18 protein-coding genes are annotated in these 17,864 nt (G+C 31.3%); 6 read left to right on the top strand and 12 right to left on the bottom strand.

Annotation, left to right across the window (positions count from 1 at the left end):
* Window positions 1–14: 14 nt before the first annotated feature.
* Genes ACHRVX_RS22740 through ACHRVX_RS22720 form a run of 5 tightly spaced genes read right to left on the bottom strand, consistent with a single transcriptional unit; the run spans window position 15 to window position 2,910 of the window.
* Complete coding sequence (locus ACHRVX_RS22740; protein WP_395336617.1) at window positions 15–485, bottom strand: nuclear transport factor 2 family protein; 471 nt, start codon at window positions 483–485, stop codon at window positions 15–17.
* A gap of 53 nt (window positions 486–538) precedes the next feature.
* Complete coding sequence (locus ACHRVX_RS22735; protein WP_395336614.1) at window positions 539–1,063, bottom strand: hypothetical protein; 525 nt, start codon at window positions 1,061–1,063, stop codon at window positions 539–541.
* Window positions 1,064–1,071: 8 nt separating this feature from the next.
* On the bottom strand, window positions 1,072–1,548 hold the full coding sequence (locus ACHRVX_RS22730; RefSeq protein WP_395336814.1) for a hypothetical protein: 477 nt from the start codon (window positions 1,546–1,548) through the stop codon (window positions 1,072–1,074).
* Between the two features lie 6 nt (window positions 1,549–1,554).
* Window positions 1,555–2,232, bottom strand: coding sequence for a peptidoglycan DD-metalloendopeptidase family protein (locus ACHRVX_RS22725; protein ID WP_395336612.1), 678 nt, complete (start codon window positions 2,230–2,232; stop codon window positions 1,555–1,557).
* A gap of 12 nt (window positions 2,233–2,244) precedes the next feature.
* Window positions 2,245–2,910 carry a spermidine synthase gene (locus ACHRVX_RS22720; protein ID WP_395336610.1) on the bottom strand — a complete coding sequence of 222 codons (666 nt, stop codon included), beginning with the start codon at window positions 2,908–2,910 and terminating at the stop codon, window positions 2,245–2,247.
* Window positions 2,911–2,974: 64 nt separating this feature from the next.
* Here ACHRVX_RS22720 and ACHRVX_RS22715 point away from each other — a divergent pair, with 64 nt between their 5' ends.
* The gene (locus ACHRVX_RS22715; RefSeq protein WP_395336608.1) at window positions 2,975–3,526 is read left to right on the top strand and encodes a 1-acyl-sn-glycerol-3-phosphate acyltransferase; all 552 of its coding nucleotides are present in this window, start codon (window positions 2,975–2,977) and stop codon (window positions 3,524–3,526) included.
* Window positions 3,527–3,607: 81 nt separating this feature from the next.
* Here ACHRVX_RS22715 and ACHRVX_RS22710 read toward each other — a convergent pair whose 3' ends face one another.
* Window positions 3,608–4,060 (bottom strand): helix-turn-helix domain-containing protein, encoded by a 453-nt coding sequence (locus ACHRVX_RS22710; protein WP_395336606.1) that lies wholly within the window; start codon window positions 4,058–4,060, stop codon window positions 3,608–3,610.
* A 312-nt stretch (window positions 4,061–4,372) separates the two neighbouring features.
* On the opposite strand from ACHRVX_RS22710, the gene ACHRVX_RS22705 reads away from it, so the two are divergent.
* The 4 genes from ACHRVX_RS22705 to ACHRVX_RS22690 all read left to right on the top strand — a co-directional run bounded on the left by ACHRVX_RS22705 (window position 4,373) and on the right by ACHRVX_RS22690 (window position 9,325).
* The gene (locus tag ACHRVX_RS22705; protein ID WP_395336604.1) at window positions 4,373–5,527 is read left to right on the top strand and encodes a M14 metallopeptidase family protein; all 1,155 of its coding nucleotides are present in this window, start codon (window positions 4,373–4,375) and stop codon (window positions 5,525–5,527) included.
* Between the two features lie 77 nt (window positions 5,528–5,604).
* A complete protein-coding gene (locus tag ACHRVX_RS22700; protein WP_007805990.1) occupies window positions 5,605–6,084 on the top strand; it encodes an Lrp/AsnC family transcriptional regulator in 480 nt (159 codons plus the stop codon).
* 88 nt (window positions 6,085–6,172) lie between these two features.
* On the top strand, window positions 6,173–8,758 hold the full coding sequence (locus ACHRVX_RS22695) for a phosphoenolpyruvate carboxylase (RefSeq protein ID WP_395336602.1): 2,586 nt from the start codon (window positions 6,173–6,175) through the stop codon (window positions 8,756–8,758).
* Window positions 8,759–8,809: 51 nt separating this feature from the next.
* Window positions 8,810–9,325 (top strand): DinB family protein, encoded by a 516-nt coding sequence (locus ACHRVX_RS22690; RefSeq protein WP_395336600.1) that lies wholly within the window; start codon window positions 8,810–8,812, stop codon window positions 9,323–9,325.
* A 114-nt stretch (window positions 9,326–9,439) separates the two neighbouring features.
* Here ACHRVX_RS22690 and recQ read toward each other — a convergent pair whose 3' ends face one another.
* From recQ to aroB, 6 genes are all read right to left on the bottom strand, one after another.
* The gene (gene recQ / locus ACHRVX_RS22685; RefSeq protein WP_395336597.1) at window positions 9,440–11,764 is read right to left on the bottom strand and encodes a DNA helicase RecQ; all 2,325 of its coding nucleotides are present in this window, start codon (window positions 11,762–11,764) and stop codon (window positions 9,440–9,442) included.
* Window positions 11,765–11,907: 143 nt separating this feature from the next.
* Window positions 11,908–12,315, bottom strand: coding sequence for a DNA primase (locus ACHRVX_RS22680; RefSeq protein ID WP_395336595.1), 408 nt, complete (start codon window positions 12,313–12,315; stop codon window positions 11,908–11,910).
* 7 nt (window positions 12,316–12,322) lie between these two features.
* Window positions 12,323–13,291 (bottom strand): deoxyhypusine synthase family protein, encoded by a 969-nt coding sequence (locus ACHRVX_RS22675; RefSeq protein WP_056253513.1) that lies wholly within the window; start codon window positions 13,289–13,291, stop codon window positions 12,323–12,325.
* Between the two features lie 105 nt (window positions 13,292–13,396).
* Window positions 13,397–14,800, bottom strand: coding sequence for an arginine decarboxylase (locus ACHRVX_RS22670; protein WP_395336593.1), 1,404 nt, complete (start codon window positions 14,798–14,800; stop codon window positions 13,397–13,399).
* A gap of 57 nt (window positions 14,801–14,857) precedes the next feature.
* Window positions 14,858–15,037 carry a hypothetical protein gene (locus ACHRVX_RS22665; RefSeq protein ID WP_395336591.1) on the bottom strand — a complete coding sequence of 60 codons (180 nt, stop codon included), beginning with the start codon at window positions 15,035–15,037 and terminating at the stop codon, window positions 14,858–14,860.
* Between the two features lie 57 nt (window positions 15,038–15,094).
* Entirely contained in the window at window positions 15,095–16,162 is a 1,068-nt protein-coding gene (gene aroB / locus ACHRVX_RS22660) for a 3-dehydroquinate synthase (RefSeq protein WP_395336589.1), read from the bottom strand.
* 408 nt (window positions 16,163–16,570) lie between these two features.
* On the opposite strand from aroB, the gene ACHRVX_RS22655 reads away from it, so the two are divergent.
* The gene (locus ACHRVX_RS22655; protein ID WP_395336587.1) at window positions 16,571–17,740 is read left to right on the top strand and encodes a proline dehydrogenase family protein; all 1,170 of its coding nucleotides are present in this window, start codon (window positions 16,571–16,573) and stop codon (window positions 17,738–17,740) included.
* Window positions 17,741–17,864 lie beyond the last annotated feature (124 nt).

The following is a 17,864-nucleotide window of genomic DNA, read 5'->3' as shown; positions in this document are numbered from 1 at the left end:
CTAAATTATGGAAATTATTTGGATTGCTGAAACTTTTTGAGTGACAATAGGGCTTGTTCCTGAATTTTGTTTTGAAAAAATCCTGTCCAGCCTAATAAATATCCAGTAGGACCGAAGGCTTGTTTTGACCATTTCCAAACATCAAAACTATCCGTATGTTTGATAATTAGTCCATCCTGAAACGCAAATTCTGCTGAGATTCTATTAATTACGTTTCTATTGGTTTTAGTAAATTTATAGGTCGCAATCCATCTTGCAGAACCTGTAGAATCATCTGCTTTTATATCTGAAAACTCAATTTTAAGATTGCCTTTACTTCTAATAATTAGCATTTCCCACATTTTAGAAACCTGATCCTCTTTCAATAAGCCAAATGCAGGATCAACAAAATGAACTTTAGGATGGTAGCATTCGCTCATTGTTTTAGCGTCGGCATTAGAAAAAGCAGTGTAGAATTTTGTAATTAAAGCTTCGTTAGCATTCATAGGATATTGTAATTAGAGTATAAATATAAGATTTATTAAAGAAAATAATTTATTTACAAAGCACTAATTGCATTTGCCGTATCAAATGATTTTTTAGATTTATCGAAGGCTGTAGAAAAATAGGTCATTTTATTTGAAGCAGTAAAATATCCTGTTTGATCACCAAAAGCATTAGAATTTCCTGTAACAATAAATCTAATGCCTTTGATATCATTTTTTTTAAGTTTAACCATTTCAGCAGGAGTAAAGTAATAGTAGGAAGATGTTTTGCCTTCAACAGTTTCATTACTGTTTTTATCAACGCACGGAATCACATCGCCGTTTGCTAAATCAACATAAAGACCTCCTGAAATTTTTGTTTTATCATTGGTTGTCCCAATGCTTAATTTTAAAACTCCTCCCTTATCTGTTTTTGCAATCTGAACATTTGCTTCACCTGTATAAACATATTTTTCGCAAATAAAAGTATACGTTTGTGTTGCAGGAAAAGGCTTGGAACCTTTTATGCTCATTGTTTCCTGAGCATTTGCAAAAGTCGAAATTAACAGTAGGATAAAAAGAGATAATTTTAAATTCATAGTTTACTTTATTGTTCTGTTAGTTTTGAATCAAATTTTTCATCCCAATCCATTGACTTAATGGCTGAAACCAAATTATCTTCATTCACAAAAACGCGCAATTCTTTATTGGCAACTTTTTTTGTGTATAAGGCGTGATAACGATAAACCACTTCTTGTTTTGTTTTGTAAACACCATCTAATTTTAAATCTATAAAATTACCGTAGTATTGTCTAAATCGCTGACATGTTTTTGTCAATCGTTCTTCGGTCGTGTTTTCTCTGACTGATGACGTAACTTCGGTTTCATTAAAAGGTTTGAATTTTGATGTGTTACAAGTTTCTAAAACTCGTTTACCTAATTCGTAGGCTTTTTGCTGTTGATTGGCATTAATTTCTGCACCGGAAATTTTCTTAATTTTCAAATCTTCAGTGTCTCTACTAATGTTTTTGGATTTACATCCAATTAACAACAACAAACATATAATCAATCCTGCTTTCTTCATAATCATTTAAGTAATTTTTAATAATAAGTTAGGGTCAGGGCAGTTTTCTATGTAAAAATTCAAATCGTTTGTATTGCAAACTCCGGGATAATCACCAAAGTACTCTTCAATATTTTTTATAATCTGAAAATGTACATGTGGCGCATAATCACCATTAACGTCTGAATTTCCTAAGGTTCCAATTTTATCACCTTTATTAAAAACTGTCCCAACATTAAGGTTTTCTATACTTTCTAACGATAAATGTCCGTATAAAGTATAAAATTTTTCATTTTCAACAATGTGCTCCAAAATTATTGTAGGCCCATAATCTCCTAAACCAATGTTGTTTTTAAAACTGTGAACTGTTCCGTTCAATGGCGCCAAAACCGCGGTGTCAACTTTTGTCCACAAATCCAGACCAATATGAATATTGCGTTCCGGTATTGAATCATTTTTGAAAATCGTACTTCGTTGATATAAAGTCCGTCCTTCAATATATCCGCCAAAGGCAACTTCGGCATTGTTTTTTTCTAAATAATTTGAAATGAAACGTTCAAATTCTATAGGATTTTCAGGTTTACTCTCCATTAATTCGTGATTCGTTACAGATAAATCCAGCGGAATGTATTTTGAGAAATCTATACTGGAATCAATAATCTTAGTAGATGGCAAGGCTTTTAAAATGGACACAAGAGGTTTCATAAAATGTAAAATTTAGGCGACTTTTTCAATAATTATTAATTCATTATGAACTTCTACGCGGGGCAGCATTTTTGAAGTAAATAATTCTGCATTTATTTCCGAAACGTATTTCCTGTTTCGAACATTATGAGCTTCATCTAAAATCATGGTGTTGAATAAAACAAATCCATTGTTTTTTAAAAGAAAACAAATACGTTCACTAAAAAAACTTTCGAATAAAAAATTGGGCATTTTGATATCTTCAAAAATATCAATTATAATAAGATCATACTTGTTTTTTGTTTTTAAAACAAACTCAAAAGCATCATCAATAATAATTTCCAGTTGTTTTATTTTATCCAGGTTAAAATATTGATTCGCGATCTGAATTATATCAGAGTCAATTTCGACACCTGTAATTTTACCTTTATATTCAATCTCGTCAACCAAAGTTTTAATTACGCTCCCGCCGGCAACTCCTAATAATAAAATATGATCCATTTTAAGAATTGTTGAATAACCAATAGTTCTTAAACCGTATCTTAATATGCGTTGTAAACTTCCGTATGAATAATTTGTGTTTTCAGAATCCAGAACCAATTCTCCATTTGCCCACGTAACTTCAATGATTTTACTTCTTTCTGATTTTTTCTTGAATATTTTTATAGGAATTATATAACTAAATAATTTTTGAATCATTTTAAATGCTTTTACTCAAAAATACCATTTAAATCTTTTATTTTGCATGAAAAAATAAATTTTAATGAAGAAACGATTGTATAAATTCATCTTTTTTAAGCTAATGGGCTGGAAAATAGTAGGAATTGAAAATGCGGAAGTGAAAAAATGTGTGATGATGGTGATGCCACATACAAGTAATCATGATTTTTATTTGGGAATATTTACTCGTGGCATCTCTGGATTAGAGATGAACTGGGTTGGAAAGAAGGAATTATTTAAATTTCCGCTTGGGTATTATTTCAGAAGTGTAGGAGGAGAACCGCTTGATCGCTCTGGTGGATTAAATAAGGTAGATTCGATTGCTGCAATTTTTGCCCGAAAAGAAGTCTTTCGTCTTGCTGTTGCTCCCGAAGGAACACGCAAAGAAGTGAATGAAATCAGAAGTGGATTTTATTATATAGCACTCAAAGCAAATGTGCCAATTATTCCGGTGGCATTTGATTGGGGCAAAAAAGAAGTCAGTTTTGGTAAAGCTTTTTTTCCAACAGGAAATTACGAAGAGGATTTACAGATTTTGAAAAAACATTATGAAACTGTTATTGGTAAAATTCCTGATAATGGATTTCAACTCTAGTTTTCAATATTTTCAATCGTGCAGGAGAATCGCTTAAATGAAAATAATTTTTAATTTATTTCAAATACGCGATTTTTCACTTTACGGATGATAGGCCTTAAAAGTTCCGTTTTTATAAAAAATAACAATTTTCTCAATTTCCCCTTCTTCAGAATTTAAATTTTGATTTTTAATTTCAGGACTTGTTCTTGTTTCTGCTTTTTCAGTTTTCATATAATTAATCTCCGAAAACAAATCCGGTCCGGCAAAATTTTCATTTGCATAAATAGGAGCAGAAGTTTTAATGTCTGCAGGAACTTGTTCATTGCTTTTAGGGAAACTTCCTTTTCCGTTTAGAATCCAATACAAATCTACATCCGGAAAAACTTCTAAAATTTTCATTACAAAATCCAGGCTCGGTTTGTTTCTTCCAGAAAGCAGGTGTGACATGCTTGAGCGTTGCACACCAATTCTGTCAGCGAAAGTAGAGGCATTCAAGGCATAATAATCAAGTATTATTTCAAGACGTTTTACAAAATCATCGATGTTTACCATTGTAAATTATTGTTTTTAAAACAGTTGTTTACAAATGTAACTAAAAGAAATCAATTAAGCAATTTTACAGTTGTAAATAGTGGTTTAGTAAAATTATAACCTTCATAATAACTTTATATAATAGTATTTAAATCATTGAAATACAGTAAACAGTACATTAATATATAAAGTAATAACAAATGTTAACCCATACGATCGTAAATATATAATATATCCCTAAAATACTGTTTACAATTATAAATTATTGCATTTTTTAATTGTTTACAATTGTAAAAATAAAGATGTTTACTTTTGTAAACAAATCAAAACACAATGAATTTAGAAGAATTATTCAACCAATACAAAGAACAAAGCATTCAAGGTCGTTACTTGACTTTAGATCATATCCAACCTTTATTAGATAAACTAAATACTAATAATCAACTACAAATAATTGGTCGATCCGTTTTAGATGAACCTATATATAGTTACCAAATTGGAACTGGAGAAACCCGTGTTTATTTATGGTCACAAATGCATGGAAATGAAAGCACTACAACAAAAGCGTTGTTTGACTTTATTAACGTACTAAACAGCGAATCTGAATTTGCTGAGAAAATGCTTAAAACATTTACCTTTTATAGTATTCCAATTTTAAACCCTGATGGCGCAAGATTATATACTCGTGAAAATGCTAATAAGATAGATCTAAACCGTGACTCCCAAAACCTAACGCAGCCGGAAAGTAAAGTTTTAAGAGAGGCATTTGAATCATTCAAGCCTCATTATTGCTTTAATCTTCATGATCAGCGTACTATTTTTGGTGCAGGAGCAACAGGAAAACCTGCAACAGTATCATTCCTGGCACCTTCCTATAATGAGGAAAGAGAAGTAAATGAAAACCGTCTAAAAGCGATAAATGTGATAGCTGGTATTAATGATGTCTTGCAGCAATATATTCCTGGACAAGTGGGCCGTTTTAATGATTCGTTTAATATAAACTGTATAGGCGATACGTTTCAATTTATGGGAGTACCAACCATTTTATTTGAAGCAGGGCACTTTGAGAATGATTACAATCGGGAAATTACGAGAAAATTAATCTTTTTCTCACTTATTTCGAGTTTTGAAATTATCAGCGAAAACGATTTAGTTGATAATCGAATTAATGATTATTTGAATATTTCACAAAATAAAGTGGTTTTTTATGATTTTATGTATAAAAATATCAAAATAAATTATGATGGTATCGAAATTATTACGAATTTTGTCGCACAATACAAAGAAGAATTGATTGAAAATAAGATTCATTTTAACGCATATATTGTTGAAGTGGGCGAATTGGAAAATTATTTTGGACATTATGAATATGATGGTAAAGAAGCTATTTATTCCGATGACTACAGTGGTTTTCCGAAATTGCATCAAAAAGCAAATTTTTATTTAAATAAAAATGTTAAATTTGTTAACGGATTGATAAAAAGTTAATTTTTATGTGAATTTGTTGTTTTTTATATATATTTTTATACTTTGTTATAGCAATTAGTAATATTAATTAAAGAATTATGAGTAAATTTCGTTTAGATGAAGTAGATCACCAGATTTTAGATATGTTAATAGACAATACGAGAGTTCCGTTTACTGACATTGCAAAAAAGCTATTGATATCTGCTGGTACAGTGCATGTTAGAGTAAAAAAAATGGAGGACGCCGGGATAATAATGGGATCTTCACTAGCCTTAGATTACGATAAATTAGGGTATTCATTTATTGCTTATGTTGGTGTATTCCTTAATAATACGTCTCAAACTAAATTTGTATTAGAGCGAATCAATCAAATCCCGTTCGTAACAGTAGCTTCTGTAACGACAGGAAAATTCAATATTTTTTGCAAAATTAGAGCAAAAGATACTAAACACGCAAAAGAGGTTATCTTCATGATTGATGATATCGAAGGTGTTTACAGAACAGAAACTATGATTTCATTAGAAGAAAGTATAAACGATAAGAAGCGTTTGATGCATACTATATTTAAAAATATGTAATATTTTCTTGAATGCTATATTAAAATATAACCTCAAGTTTATTCTTGGGGTTTTTTTATGACTAATTAACCACCAACTACAATAGATTATGTATACGTTGCCTAAAATAGAACGTTTTAATCAAGATGTTCTCTCAAAATATCACATTTATAATAGTGTATTTATAACTTTACCTTTTGATTCTATAGATAATACGGGAGCCTTACTTCCTTTATTTACAGAAACTTGCGAAACAGGATTTAAAAAACATGAAACACCGAAAGAAATTTTTAATTTCTTTTCTGACAGATATTTAAACAACCCTTCCGAAGCAGAAAAAATTGATTTGATGTTTCGATTTATTCAGTACACAGAACGTCAGATTGTATTATTTGATGCTATTGAAGATGCTGCTTTTCCTGAAGTTAATAACATGGAAGGCCGTGGATCTTTACGTGATATTAAGGAAAAATCAGATGCTAAGGAAAAAGACGGTGAATTGATCGAATTCCTTGAAAACTTCAATGTAAGAACTGTTTTAACAGCGCATCCAACTCAATTTTATCCGGGACCTGTTTTAGGGATTATAAATGATTTGACTGATGCAATTCGTTCAAATGATTTATTAAAGATTAAAGAATTATTAGCTCAATTAGGAAAAACTCCTTTTATACAAAATGAAAAACCAAATCCTTATGATGAAGCGGTATCTTTGATTTGGTATTTAGAGAATGTTTTCTATGCTACATCCGGAGAAATAGTTCATTATTTGCAGAAAAATATTCTACATGGAAAAGCCATTCAGAATAAATTAATCAAGCTTGGTTTTTGGCCGGGTGGAGATCGTGATGGAAATCCGTTTGTTACAACTGAAATTACCTTAAAAGTTGCAGAACGTTTACGTACCTCAATTTTGAAATGTTATTATGTTGAAATGAGAAATCTAAAACGTAAATTAACCTTCTCAGGTGTAGATACTTTGGTATCTGAACTTGAACATAAACTTTATCGTTCTGTTTTCTATTCTAAAGGGGAAATTTATATTACTTTAGAAGAGTTATTATCACAATTAAACCTTATTCGTGATATCATTATAGAAAAGCATCAGTCTCTTTATTTAGATGAACTGGAAGCATTTTTGGTAAAAATTAATCTTTTTGGCTTTCATTTTGCCACTTTGGATATTCGTCAAAACAGCAAAATTCATAATGTTGTTTTTAAGGATGTTGTAAATCATTATTTGAATTCAGGTTCTGAAATATTCCCTAAAAATTATTTTGAATTATCTGAAGATGAAAAATTAATTGTTTTATCAAAAGTAAAAGGAGATTTAAATCCTGCCGACTTTGAGGATGAAATAACAAGATTAACTTTAGAATCTGTTCAGGCTATTAAAAGCATTCAGAAAGCTAATGGTGAATTTGGTGCAAATCGTTACATTATTAGTAACAATGAAAGTGCACTGAATGTTATGGAGACTTTTGCAATGATTCGTTTAAACAATTGGGAAAACCCGAGTGTTGATGTTATTCCACTTTTTGAATCTGTTGATGATTTACAAAGTGCGCATCATATTATGGAACAATTATACACCAATCCTGAATATTCTAAACACTTAAAACAAAGGGGAAATAAGCAAACTATTATGTTAGGTTTCTCTGACGGAACCAAAGATGGTGGATATTTAATGGCAAACTGGAGTATTTATCAGGCAAAAATTGCTCTTACTGAAATATCAAGAAAATACGGCATTAAAGTTATTTTCTTTGATGGACGTGGCGGACCTCCTGCACGTGGTGGTGGAAAAACGCATAAATTCTATGCCTCGTTAGGACCAAAAATTGAAAATAACGAAATTCAGATTACTGTACAGGGACAAACAATCAGTTCAAATTTCGGGACTTTAGATTCGTGCCGTTATAATATTGAAAATTTATTGACTGCCGGTGTAACAAATCAGGTATTTAGTAAAGAGAAAAATGAATTAAGTGCAGATGAAACTCAGATTTTGACCCAATTAGCTGATTTAGGCTATGAAAAATATTTAAGTTTCAAAAATCACCCAAAATTTATTCCGTATTTAGAAAAAATGAGTACGTTAAAATATTACTCTAAAACAAATATAGGAAGTCGTCCGTCAAAAAGAAGCAAATCTGAATCATTAGATTTTGCTGATTTAAGAGCGATTCCGTTCGTGGGATCGTGGAGTCAATTGAAACAAAACGTACCAGGATTCTTTGGAGTTGGAACTGCGTTGAAACATTTTGAAGAAACGAATCAATGGGACAAAATTCATGATTTGTATCACAATTCATTGTTCTTTAAAACGTTGCTTGAAAACAGTATGATGTCATTGGCAAAATCATTTTTACCACTAACGGCATACATGAGAAATGATCCTGAATTTGGTGAATTCTGGCAAATTATCTTCGATGAATTTCAGGAGACAAAGCGTTTATTACTGAAAATTGCTGGGCATAAAACCTTAATGGAAAATTATCCTGATGGTATAGCATCTATTCAGGTAAGAGAGCGTATTGTACTGCCATTGTTAACAATACAACAATATGCTTTGTTGAGAATTAATGAATTGAACAAAGAAAATGAAGTCGATGAAGAACTGGTAAAAGTATACGAAAAAATTGTTACAAGATCTCTTTTCGGAAATACTAACGCAAGCAGAAACTCGGCATAAATTAGCTTAAGAGAATTTGAACGTAGTATAAAAATTGTAAAAATCATAGAAATGAATTCAAGTCAATTATCAGAAACAGAATATTCCGGTCCTTTTGCTAATTATGTTCGTGAAGCCGGAGAAGTTAATTTAATCGAAGAGTTAGAAATTTCTCTTCATGATTTCATCAGGTTTGTTCAAAATATTCCACTTGATAAATTTGATTACCGTTACGCAGAAGGAAAATGGACTATTAAAGAGATCATTCAGCATTTGATTGATTGCGAACGTATTTTTGCTTATCGCGCTTTGCGTTTTTCAAGAAATGACAAAACTGCATTGCCTGGATTTGAAGAAAATGATTATGTAGATAATACTGAAGCTGACAAAAGGAGTATTCAGGATTTATTGACTGAACTTTCTGCAGTAAGACACTCAACCTTATTGTTTTATAAAAGTTTATCTGAGGAGCAGCTTAAAAGAACAGGAACGGCATCAACGCATCAAATTTCTGCTGGAGCTTTAGGTTTTGTCATAATTGGTCATCAAAAACATCATCAAAAAGTTTTTGAAGAGCGATATTTGTAAGTTTGTCTTTTTATCATATAAAAAATCCTGTGAAGTTTATTTTCACAGGATTTTTATTTCACAGATAATTTATAATTTCTACCACGTCAAAAATTTAAAAAAAAACCGAGAAAATTATTTTTTCAATTCTAATTTTTTCAATCTGGAGTTTATTGCACCTTCATTTCTTCCTAACAAAAGCGCTATTTCTTTCACTTTCTTTCCTAGATAAAAATTATGAACAAGATCTGAATCTTCCCCTGAACTCCATTTTTTATAGGCTTCAGGATTTTCTAATCTTTTCTCATCTAATGAATAAGCTTTAATTTTTAGCTTTTCATCTTCATTTTTGTGCCTTTCAAGAAAAGCTAATCCAAATCTAATTTTATCGTAAGACATTTTTTCTTCAAAGTAATCATAATAAGGTTTCAATGCAGTTGGAAATTCAAGTTCGATTTGCGCTTTTTGCAATTCAGAAATTTCTTTTTCTCCAACAAATTGACTTATTTCAATATCATTTCCGTCAACATATAATTTGGCCAAATGTGAGATAATTGTTGTATGACCTAAATTTCGTTTTTCGGCAATTTCTTCAACAGAAACTCCACTTTGAAATAATTCTAAAGTTGTTTTATAGGTGTTTCCTTCTTTTTTAGGTTTGGACTTAGCATTTTCTTTTTTTACTTTTTCATAATAAACGATAGCATCAATAAATTCAGAACCATACTTTTCCAGTTTTGCTTTTCCAACACCATCAATCGCCAGGAATTCTTCGTCGCTCATTGGGCGCAAAGTTTCCATTTGTCTTAAAGCTGCATCGCTAAAAATTACATAAGCAGGAACTTCCTCATCTTTTGAAATTTCATAACGTAATTTTCTCAATATTTCAAAAAGAGAATTTTTTGCCGCTTTAGTTTTTGTTTCTTTGATTTCGTTTTTATCAATTACTTTTTTAACAACTGTATTTAATTTTACTTTTTCGCCTTCAAACAAAACTTTTCTGGCAAAAGGAGTTAGTAATATTTTATTGTGTTGATGAAAAGCAATTTCGCAATAGCCTAAATTTATAAGCTGAATCAGGTATTGGTTCCAATCATACCATGAAATGTCATCGCCAATTCCGTACGTTTTTAAGCTTTGATAATTTTTTTCGTAGATATACGCGTTTTTCGAGCCTCTTAAAAAATCTACGATTACCGCCAAAGGCTCAGATTCCTGTAAGCGGCTAATTGCAGACAATGCTTTTTGCGCGAGAATCGTCCCATCAAAAAATGTTGGAGGATTTTTGCAAATATCGCAGTTTCCGCAATTCTCTTTTACCAATTCGCCAAAGTAGGAGAGCAGAATTTTTCGTCTGCAGCTCAAAGCATCTGCATATTGTTTCATTCTTTCGAGTTTTGCCAACTGAACATCTGAGTTCAAACCTTCTGAAGCAAATTTCTGGAGCTGAATCACATCGGCATAACTTTCAAATAAAACGGTTTCTGCAGGCAATCCATCACGACCGGCACGACCAATTTCCTGATAATAACCTTCGATATTTTTGGGTAAATTATAATGTATTACCCACCGAACATTTGATTTATCAATTCCCATTCCAAATGCTATTGTTGCACAAACTACCTGACAATCATCATTTATAAATTCATCTTGTGTTTTAGCACGAAGTTTATTTTCCAGACCTGCGTGATAAGCTTTTGCTTTAACACCATTTTTTTGCAATTTCAGAGCCAATTCTTCGGTTGTTTTTCTGCTCAAGCAGTAAATTATTCCGGATTCATTGGGTTTATTTTCTACAAAATCAATAATTTGCTTGACACGATCTAAAGCCGGACGAACTTCCAGACTTAGATTTTTTCGATCAAAAGAAGCTACAAAAGTTTTTGGATTTCTTAATTTTAGCTGTTTTGTAATATCAGTTCGGGTTGCTTTATCTGCCGTTGCAGTCAAAGCTAAAACTGGAGTAGAAGGGAAGCGACTTTTTAGATATCCTAAATTAGTGTACGCCGGACGAAAATCATGTCCCCATGAAGAAATACAATGCGCTTCGTCAATTGCAATCAAGCTGACTGTCAACTCATTAAATACAACATCTAAATAAGATAGACTTTCCGGAGCAATATAAACAAGCTTGAAATTATTTGATTTTAAATTATCAATATAAAATTGCTGTTCCTGACTTGTCTGACTACTATTTATATAGCAGGCATTAATTCCATTGGTTTTTAAACTATCCACCTGATCTTTCATCAAGGCTATTAAAGGAGAAATAACAATTGTAATTCCTGGCAGAACTAAGGCCGGTAACTGAAAACAAATCGACTTTCCTCCGCCAGTAGGCATAATTGCCAAGGTATCCTGACCTGAAAGAATCGTATTGATTATGGTTTCCTGATTGGGTCTGAATTTTTCAAATCCAAAATTTTCTTTTAATTTGGCGTGTAGAATTTCTGAAGTCATTATGCTGATATTTATAGATAGCTAAATATAATCAAATTTATTAAATATAGTATTTTTCTTATATTTAAATATTCAAACTTTTTGTAATTAATAAAAAAAGGAACTCGAATGGAGTTCCTTTAGTTTATTTTGAAAGATTTAGATTAATCTTCATCGTCTTCATCATCTTCGTCAGCGATATCATCCGGATCTTTGTCATCATCATCATCGTCATCTCCACCGTCGATATCTGGTTTATCCAGATTGTCGTCATCATCGTCATCATCAATATCATCATCAAGATCAAGACCTTTTACTGGTTCGATTACATCAACATCTACGTCGATATCATCATCTTCATCGTAATTCTCGATTCTGTCAGCAAGTTTAGTACTAATTTTTACTAAATAAATAGTGTCTTCAGTACGAACTTCAACAGCTTCGATCAATTCGTTTTTAGCATTTCTAAAACGGATTACATCCGAATCATCATAACCATCAGGAAATTTCTCAACCAAAAGGTTCAAAATTTCATTGGTAAGTTTAGCGTAGTCTACTATAACTCTTTTCATAAATATCCTATAAATCTAATAAGTAAGCAAAAATTAACGGTGCAACAATTGTAGCATCCGACTCAATAATAAATTTAGGGGTTTTAATGTCTAATTTACCCCAAGTAATTTTCTCGTTTGGAACAGCTCCTGAATATGATCCGTAACTGGTTGTCGAATCTGAAATCTGACAGAAATAACTCCAAAACGGAATATCATGCATTTCCATATCCTGGTACAACATTGGTACCACACAAATTGGGAAATCTCCTGCAATACCACCACCAATTTGGAAAAATCCAATACCGTTAGCACTATTTTTTGGATACCAGTCTGATAAGAAAACCATATATTCAATTCCGGATTTCATCGTAGAAGCTTTTAAATCTCCTTTGATTACGTATGAAGCAAAGATATTTCCCATCGTACTATCTTCCCATCCCGGTACAATAATAGGTAAGTTTTTCTCGGCAGCGGCATACATCCAGCTATCTTTTAAATCTATCTCGTAATATTCTTCTAAAACGCCTGATAATAACATTTTATACATGAATTCATGCGGGAAATAACGTTCTCCTTTGTCATCAGCATCTTTCCAGATTTTGTAAATGTGCTTTTGTAAACGACGAAACGCTTCATGCTCAGGAATACAAGTGTCTGTAACACGATTTAGTCCTCTTTCAAGCAAAGCCCATTCATCTTCCGGCGTTAAATCGCGATAATTAGGCACTCTTTCATAGTGAGAGTGTGCTACTAAATTCATGATGTCTTCTTCCAGATTGGCTCCTGTACATGAAATAATCTGTACTTTATCTTGTCTGATTATTTCGGCAAAAATTTTACCAATTTCTGCTGTACTCATAGCTCCGGCCATACTTACCATCATTTTAGCACCGTTTGCCAATTGTTGTTCGTATGCTTTTGCTGCATCAACAAGTGAAGCAGAGTTAAAGTGTAAATAATGTTTTTCAATAAACTGACTGATTGGTCCTTTCATTTTGTTTTTGTTTTTTTGTTTTTTTGAATTAAAAGTTTAACCTTTTAGATGGTACTGCAAATTAATAATTTTATAGTTATTAACTTTTATTTTGCAGGTTTTTTTTTATACTTTTTTAGTATATCCTAAAATCTTTAATACATCATCAGAAGTTTGCTGCTCTGAAAAAACTTCAGTAGCTAAAATACCGTTTTCGTCACGATCTATTAAAATATGTTTAGGCTGCGGAATCAAACAGTGGTGTAAACCACCGTAACCTCCAATAGTTTCCTGATACGCACCAGTATTAAAGAAACCAATATACAAAGGTTTTTCTTTGTTGTACTTAGGTAAATAAATGGCGTTCATATTTTGCTCTGAATTGTAATAATCGTCACTATCACAAGTCAAACCTCCTAATAAAACCCGCTCATATGTATCATTCCAGCGATTTACTGCCAGCATAATAAAACGTTTGTTTATAGCCCATGTATCCGGCAAAGTCGTAATGAATGATGAATCAATCATATTCCATTTTTCTCTATCATTTTGTTGCTTTTGGTATAAAATCTGATAGATGGCGCCACCACTTTCACCTACTGTAAATGATCCAAATTCTGTGAAGATATTAGGAACATCAACTTCGGCTTCGTCGCATGCTATTTTGATCTGATTGATAATTTCATCAATCATGTATTGATAATCGTATTCGAATGCAAGAGAATTTTTAATTGGGAAACCACCACCAATGTTTAAGCCATCAAGAGTAGGGCATTCTTTTTTAAGTGCAATATATACTTTGATACATTTTACTAACTCATTCCAGTAATATGCTGTATCGTTAATTCCGGTATTAATGAAAAAGTGAAGCATTTTAAGCTCTAATTTATCATTTTCCTGAATTTGTTTCTTGTAAAAAGCTACTATATTCTTGTATCCAATTCCTAATCTTGACGTATAAAATTCAAATTTAGGCTCTTCTTCGGCTGCAATACGAATTCCAATTTTAAATTTTCCTTTGATTTCTGCCTGAAGTAAATCCAGTTCTTCATAATTATCAATAATCGGAATAGTGTTTTTATGTCCGTTATTAATTAATCGTGCAATATTAGATATATACTCATCTCTTTTAAAACCGTTGCAAATAACATAAGTACTTTTATTGATTTTACCATTTTCAAGTAAATTCTCTACAATATTCACATCAAAAGCTGATGATGTTTCAATATGAATGTTATTTTTAAAAGCCTCATTCATAATATATTCAAAATGAGAACTTTTTGTACAATAACAGTAAAAATATTTAGCATCATACTTATTTTTTTCCATTGATTTTCTGAACCAGGATTTAGCCTTATTGATATTTTCAGAAATCTGTGGTAAATAAGTGAATTTTAATGGTGTACCATATTGTTCTACTAATTTCATCAAATCGATATTGTGAAATTGTAAGTTGTCTTTGTTTAATTTAAATTCCTCTTGTGGAAAGTAGTAGGTTTGATTAATTAGATCAGAATATTTTGTATTCATTTAGTCGATGTTTAAGATTGTCATTTTTAATTTAGAAAACTGTGCTAAATCTTAAATTCAAACCCTAATATTCGCAAATACAATTTGCAGTTTTTCATTTTCTGCTTTTGAGTATAAAAAAACATCACAAGAAAACGGACTTTTACTATTATAAAAACGATCCAATATTCTTAATAGGGAACTATTGAGTCGGTTTCTATAAGAACTGAATTGTCTTTGTTTTCTGTTTGTTTTCATTGTGGCAAATGTAAAAAATAATATATACCTAAAGCAAAGCTTTTTATTAAAAAAAGTTTAAGATTTATAATCTTGAAACGCGTCTAGAATCAATTTATTTTCAACGGATTGGTTAATTTTTATTTTTCCGATTCCTTCAATTAATGCAAATTGAATCAAACCATACTCATTTTTTTTGTCATGAATGAGTAATTCCAAGATCGGATCGATATCATTTTCTTCAATTTTTACATCATCATAAATGCCTTTTATAGCTGTTTTAATTTCAGCATATTCTTCTGCTGTAATTAAGTTTTTATGCAGAGATATATAACTTTCTAAAATCATTCCTATCGCAATAGCTTCACCATGCAATAATGTTTTTTTAGTTTCGCTTTCTAAAAAGTAACTTTCGATAGCGTGCCCTAATGTATGTCCGAAATTCAATGCTTTGCGAATATTTTTCTCCGTTGGATCCTGAATCACGATTTCATTTTTAATTTCGACAGAACGATAAATTAATTCGTCGAAGTCGGCAAAATCAATTGCTTTTAGATCTAAAAACTGTTTCCAGTAATCGGCATCATAAATTAAACCATGTTTTAGCATTTCGGCAAGACCGGAACGCATTTCACTTTGAGGCAATGTTTCAAGATAATCGGTATCAATTAATACCATTTGAGGAACGTTGATAACACCAATCTGGTTTTTAAGATTTCCTAAGTCAACACCGGTTTTTCCTCCTACAGAAGCATCAACCATTGATAGTAATGTGGTTGGAATATTTATAAAGTCAACTCCACGCTTAAAAGTCGAAGCTACAAAACCTCCTAAATCAGTTACAACGCCACCGCCAAGATTAATTACAAGCGATTTTCTGTCGGCACCAAGTTCAGTAAGCACTTTCCAGATTTCAATACAGGTTTCAATATTTTTATTGATTTCTCCTGATTCAAATTCAATAATTTCTATCGTTAAATCAGTTTCAAGTAAAGGTAAAAATTTTGTCAAACAATATTCATTTGTCTCATTATCAACTATAATAAACAGATTAGAGTACTTATTTTCTTTCAAATGATTATTTAAGACTTCGTAAGCATTTTGATTAAAATGTACGTGATAATTATTGGCTTGAATAGATTGCATATTTCTGTAGTTAATTATAACCGCAAAATAAGGCATTTTTAACTAAATAATATTCATAGTTTTATTCTAATTTGTTTAAAAATGAATGATTCTAAATTAGAATTTAGATCATTTATTTATTTTTAAAACTGAATCAGTACGGAGAGAAAGTAAACTCTTACTTAATAACCAAAAATACGATCATTACTGATTAAATAATATTTGCCAATAAAAAATTCACTACTGCCGTTGTTTAATTCAGGATACTTTAAAACATTTAAAAGATAATGTTTTAGGAAACAAAGCAACAAAACTTCACTAAAATCATTATGTTTTTCCATATCATTATTACCGATATTGAAAAATAGGCATCGTTTTAGTAAATAATATTTAAAACTCTATCTATATTTGCACAAAAAACTGACCTTAATGGAAAAAATATTCGACAACACCCAAGTTGCATTTTCGTTAAAAAGCGATACAGAACTTGATAGAGCTTATTTTCTTTTTAAAATGATTGACAGCCAGCCTTTAGTAAGAATAGGAACTGCTGTTACTAATTTTGCTATAAAAGCTAAACTTCCTGTAGAAGGATTGATTCGTGCAACTGTTTTTGACCATTTTTGTGGTGGTGTAAACGAAAATGATTGTATAACAGTGGTTGACAAAATGTTTACCAAAGGTGTTTCATCTGTGCTCGATTATTCAGTTGAAGGAAAAGAAGAAGAAGAACAGTTTGATGCTGCTTTACAAATGACTTTAAAAACAGTTGAATTTGCTAAGGAAAGATTAGCTATTCCGTTTGCTGTATTTAAACCAACAGGTTTTGGTCGTTTTGATTTATATACTAAGGTAGGAGAAAAACAAGCGTTAACTCCTGATGAACAGGCAGAATGGGATAGAGTAGTAGCCCGTTTTGATCACGTTTGCAGTGTTGCTCACCAAAAAGATGTTGCTTTATTGATTGACGGTGAAGAAAGCTGGATGCAAGATGCTGCTGACGATTTAGTTACCGAAATGATGCGTAAATACAATAAAGAGAAAGCGATAGTTTTTAATACATTACAAATGTACCGTTGGGATCGTTTGGATTATTTAAAAAAATTGCATGAAGTGGCCAAAAATGAAGGATTTTTTATTGGAATGAAATTAGTTCGTGGCGCTTACATGGAAAAAGAAAACAAAAGAGCAGAAGAAAAAGGATATGTTTCGCCAATTTGTGTTTCTAAAGAAGCTACAGATATTAATTATGATGCTGCTGTACATTATATGTTAGAGCATTTAGAGATTATGTCCATTTTTGCAGGAACTCATAACGAATTAAGTTCTTATAAATTGATGGAAATGATGCAGGAAAGAGGAATCGCCAAAAACGATAACAAAATCTGGTTTGGACAACTATACGGAATGAGTGATAATATTAGTTACAATCTTGCCGAAAACGGTTATAATGTGGCTAAATATTTGCCTTTTGGACCTGTAAAAGATGTTATGCCATACTTAATTCGTCGCGCTGAAGAAAATACTTCGGTAGCTGGTCAAACAAGCCGCGAATTATCGATGATTAAAGCAGAACGTAAACGCAGAAAGGGAAAATAGATTTTAGATTTTAGATTTTAGATTTTAGATTTTAGATTTTAGATTTTAGATTTTAGATTTTAGATTTTAGATTTTAGATTTTAGATTTTAGATTTTAGATTTTAGATTTTAGATTTTAGATTTT

Origin of the sequence: Flavobacterium sp. FlaQc-47, from assembly GCF_044006475.1 — a bacterium.
Taxonomy (GTDB): Bacteria; Bacteroidota; Bacteroidia; order Flavobacteriales; family Flavobacteriaceae; genus Flavobacterium.
This window is presented reverse-complemented; position numbering and strand designations above follow the sequence as displayed.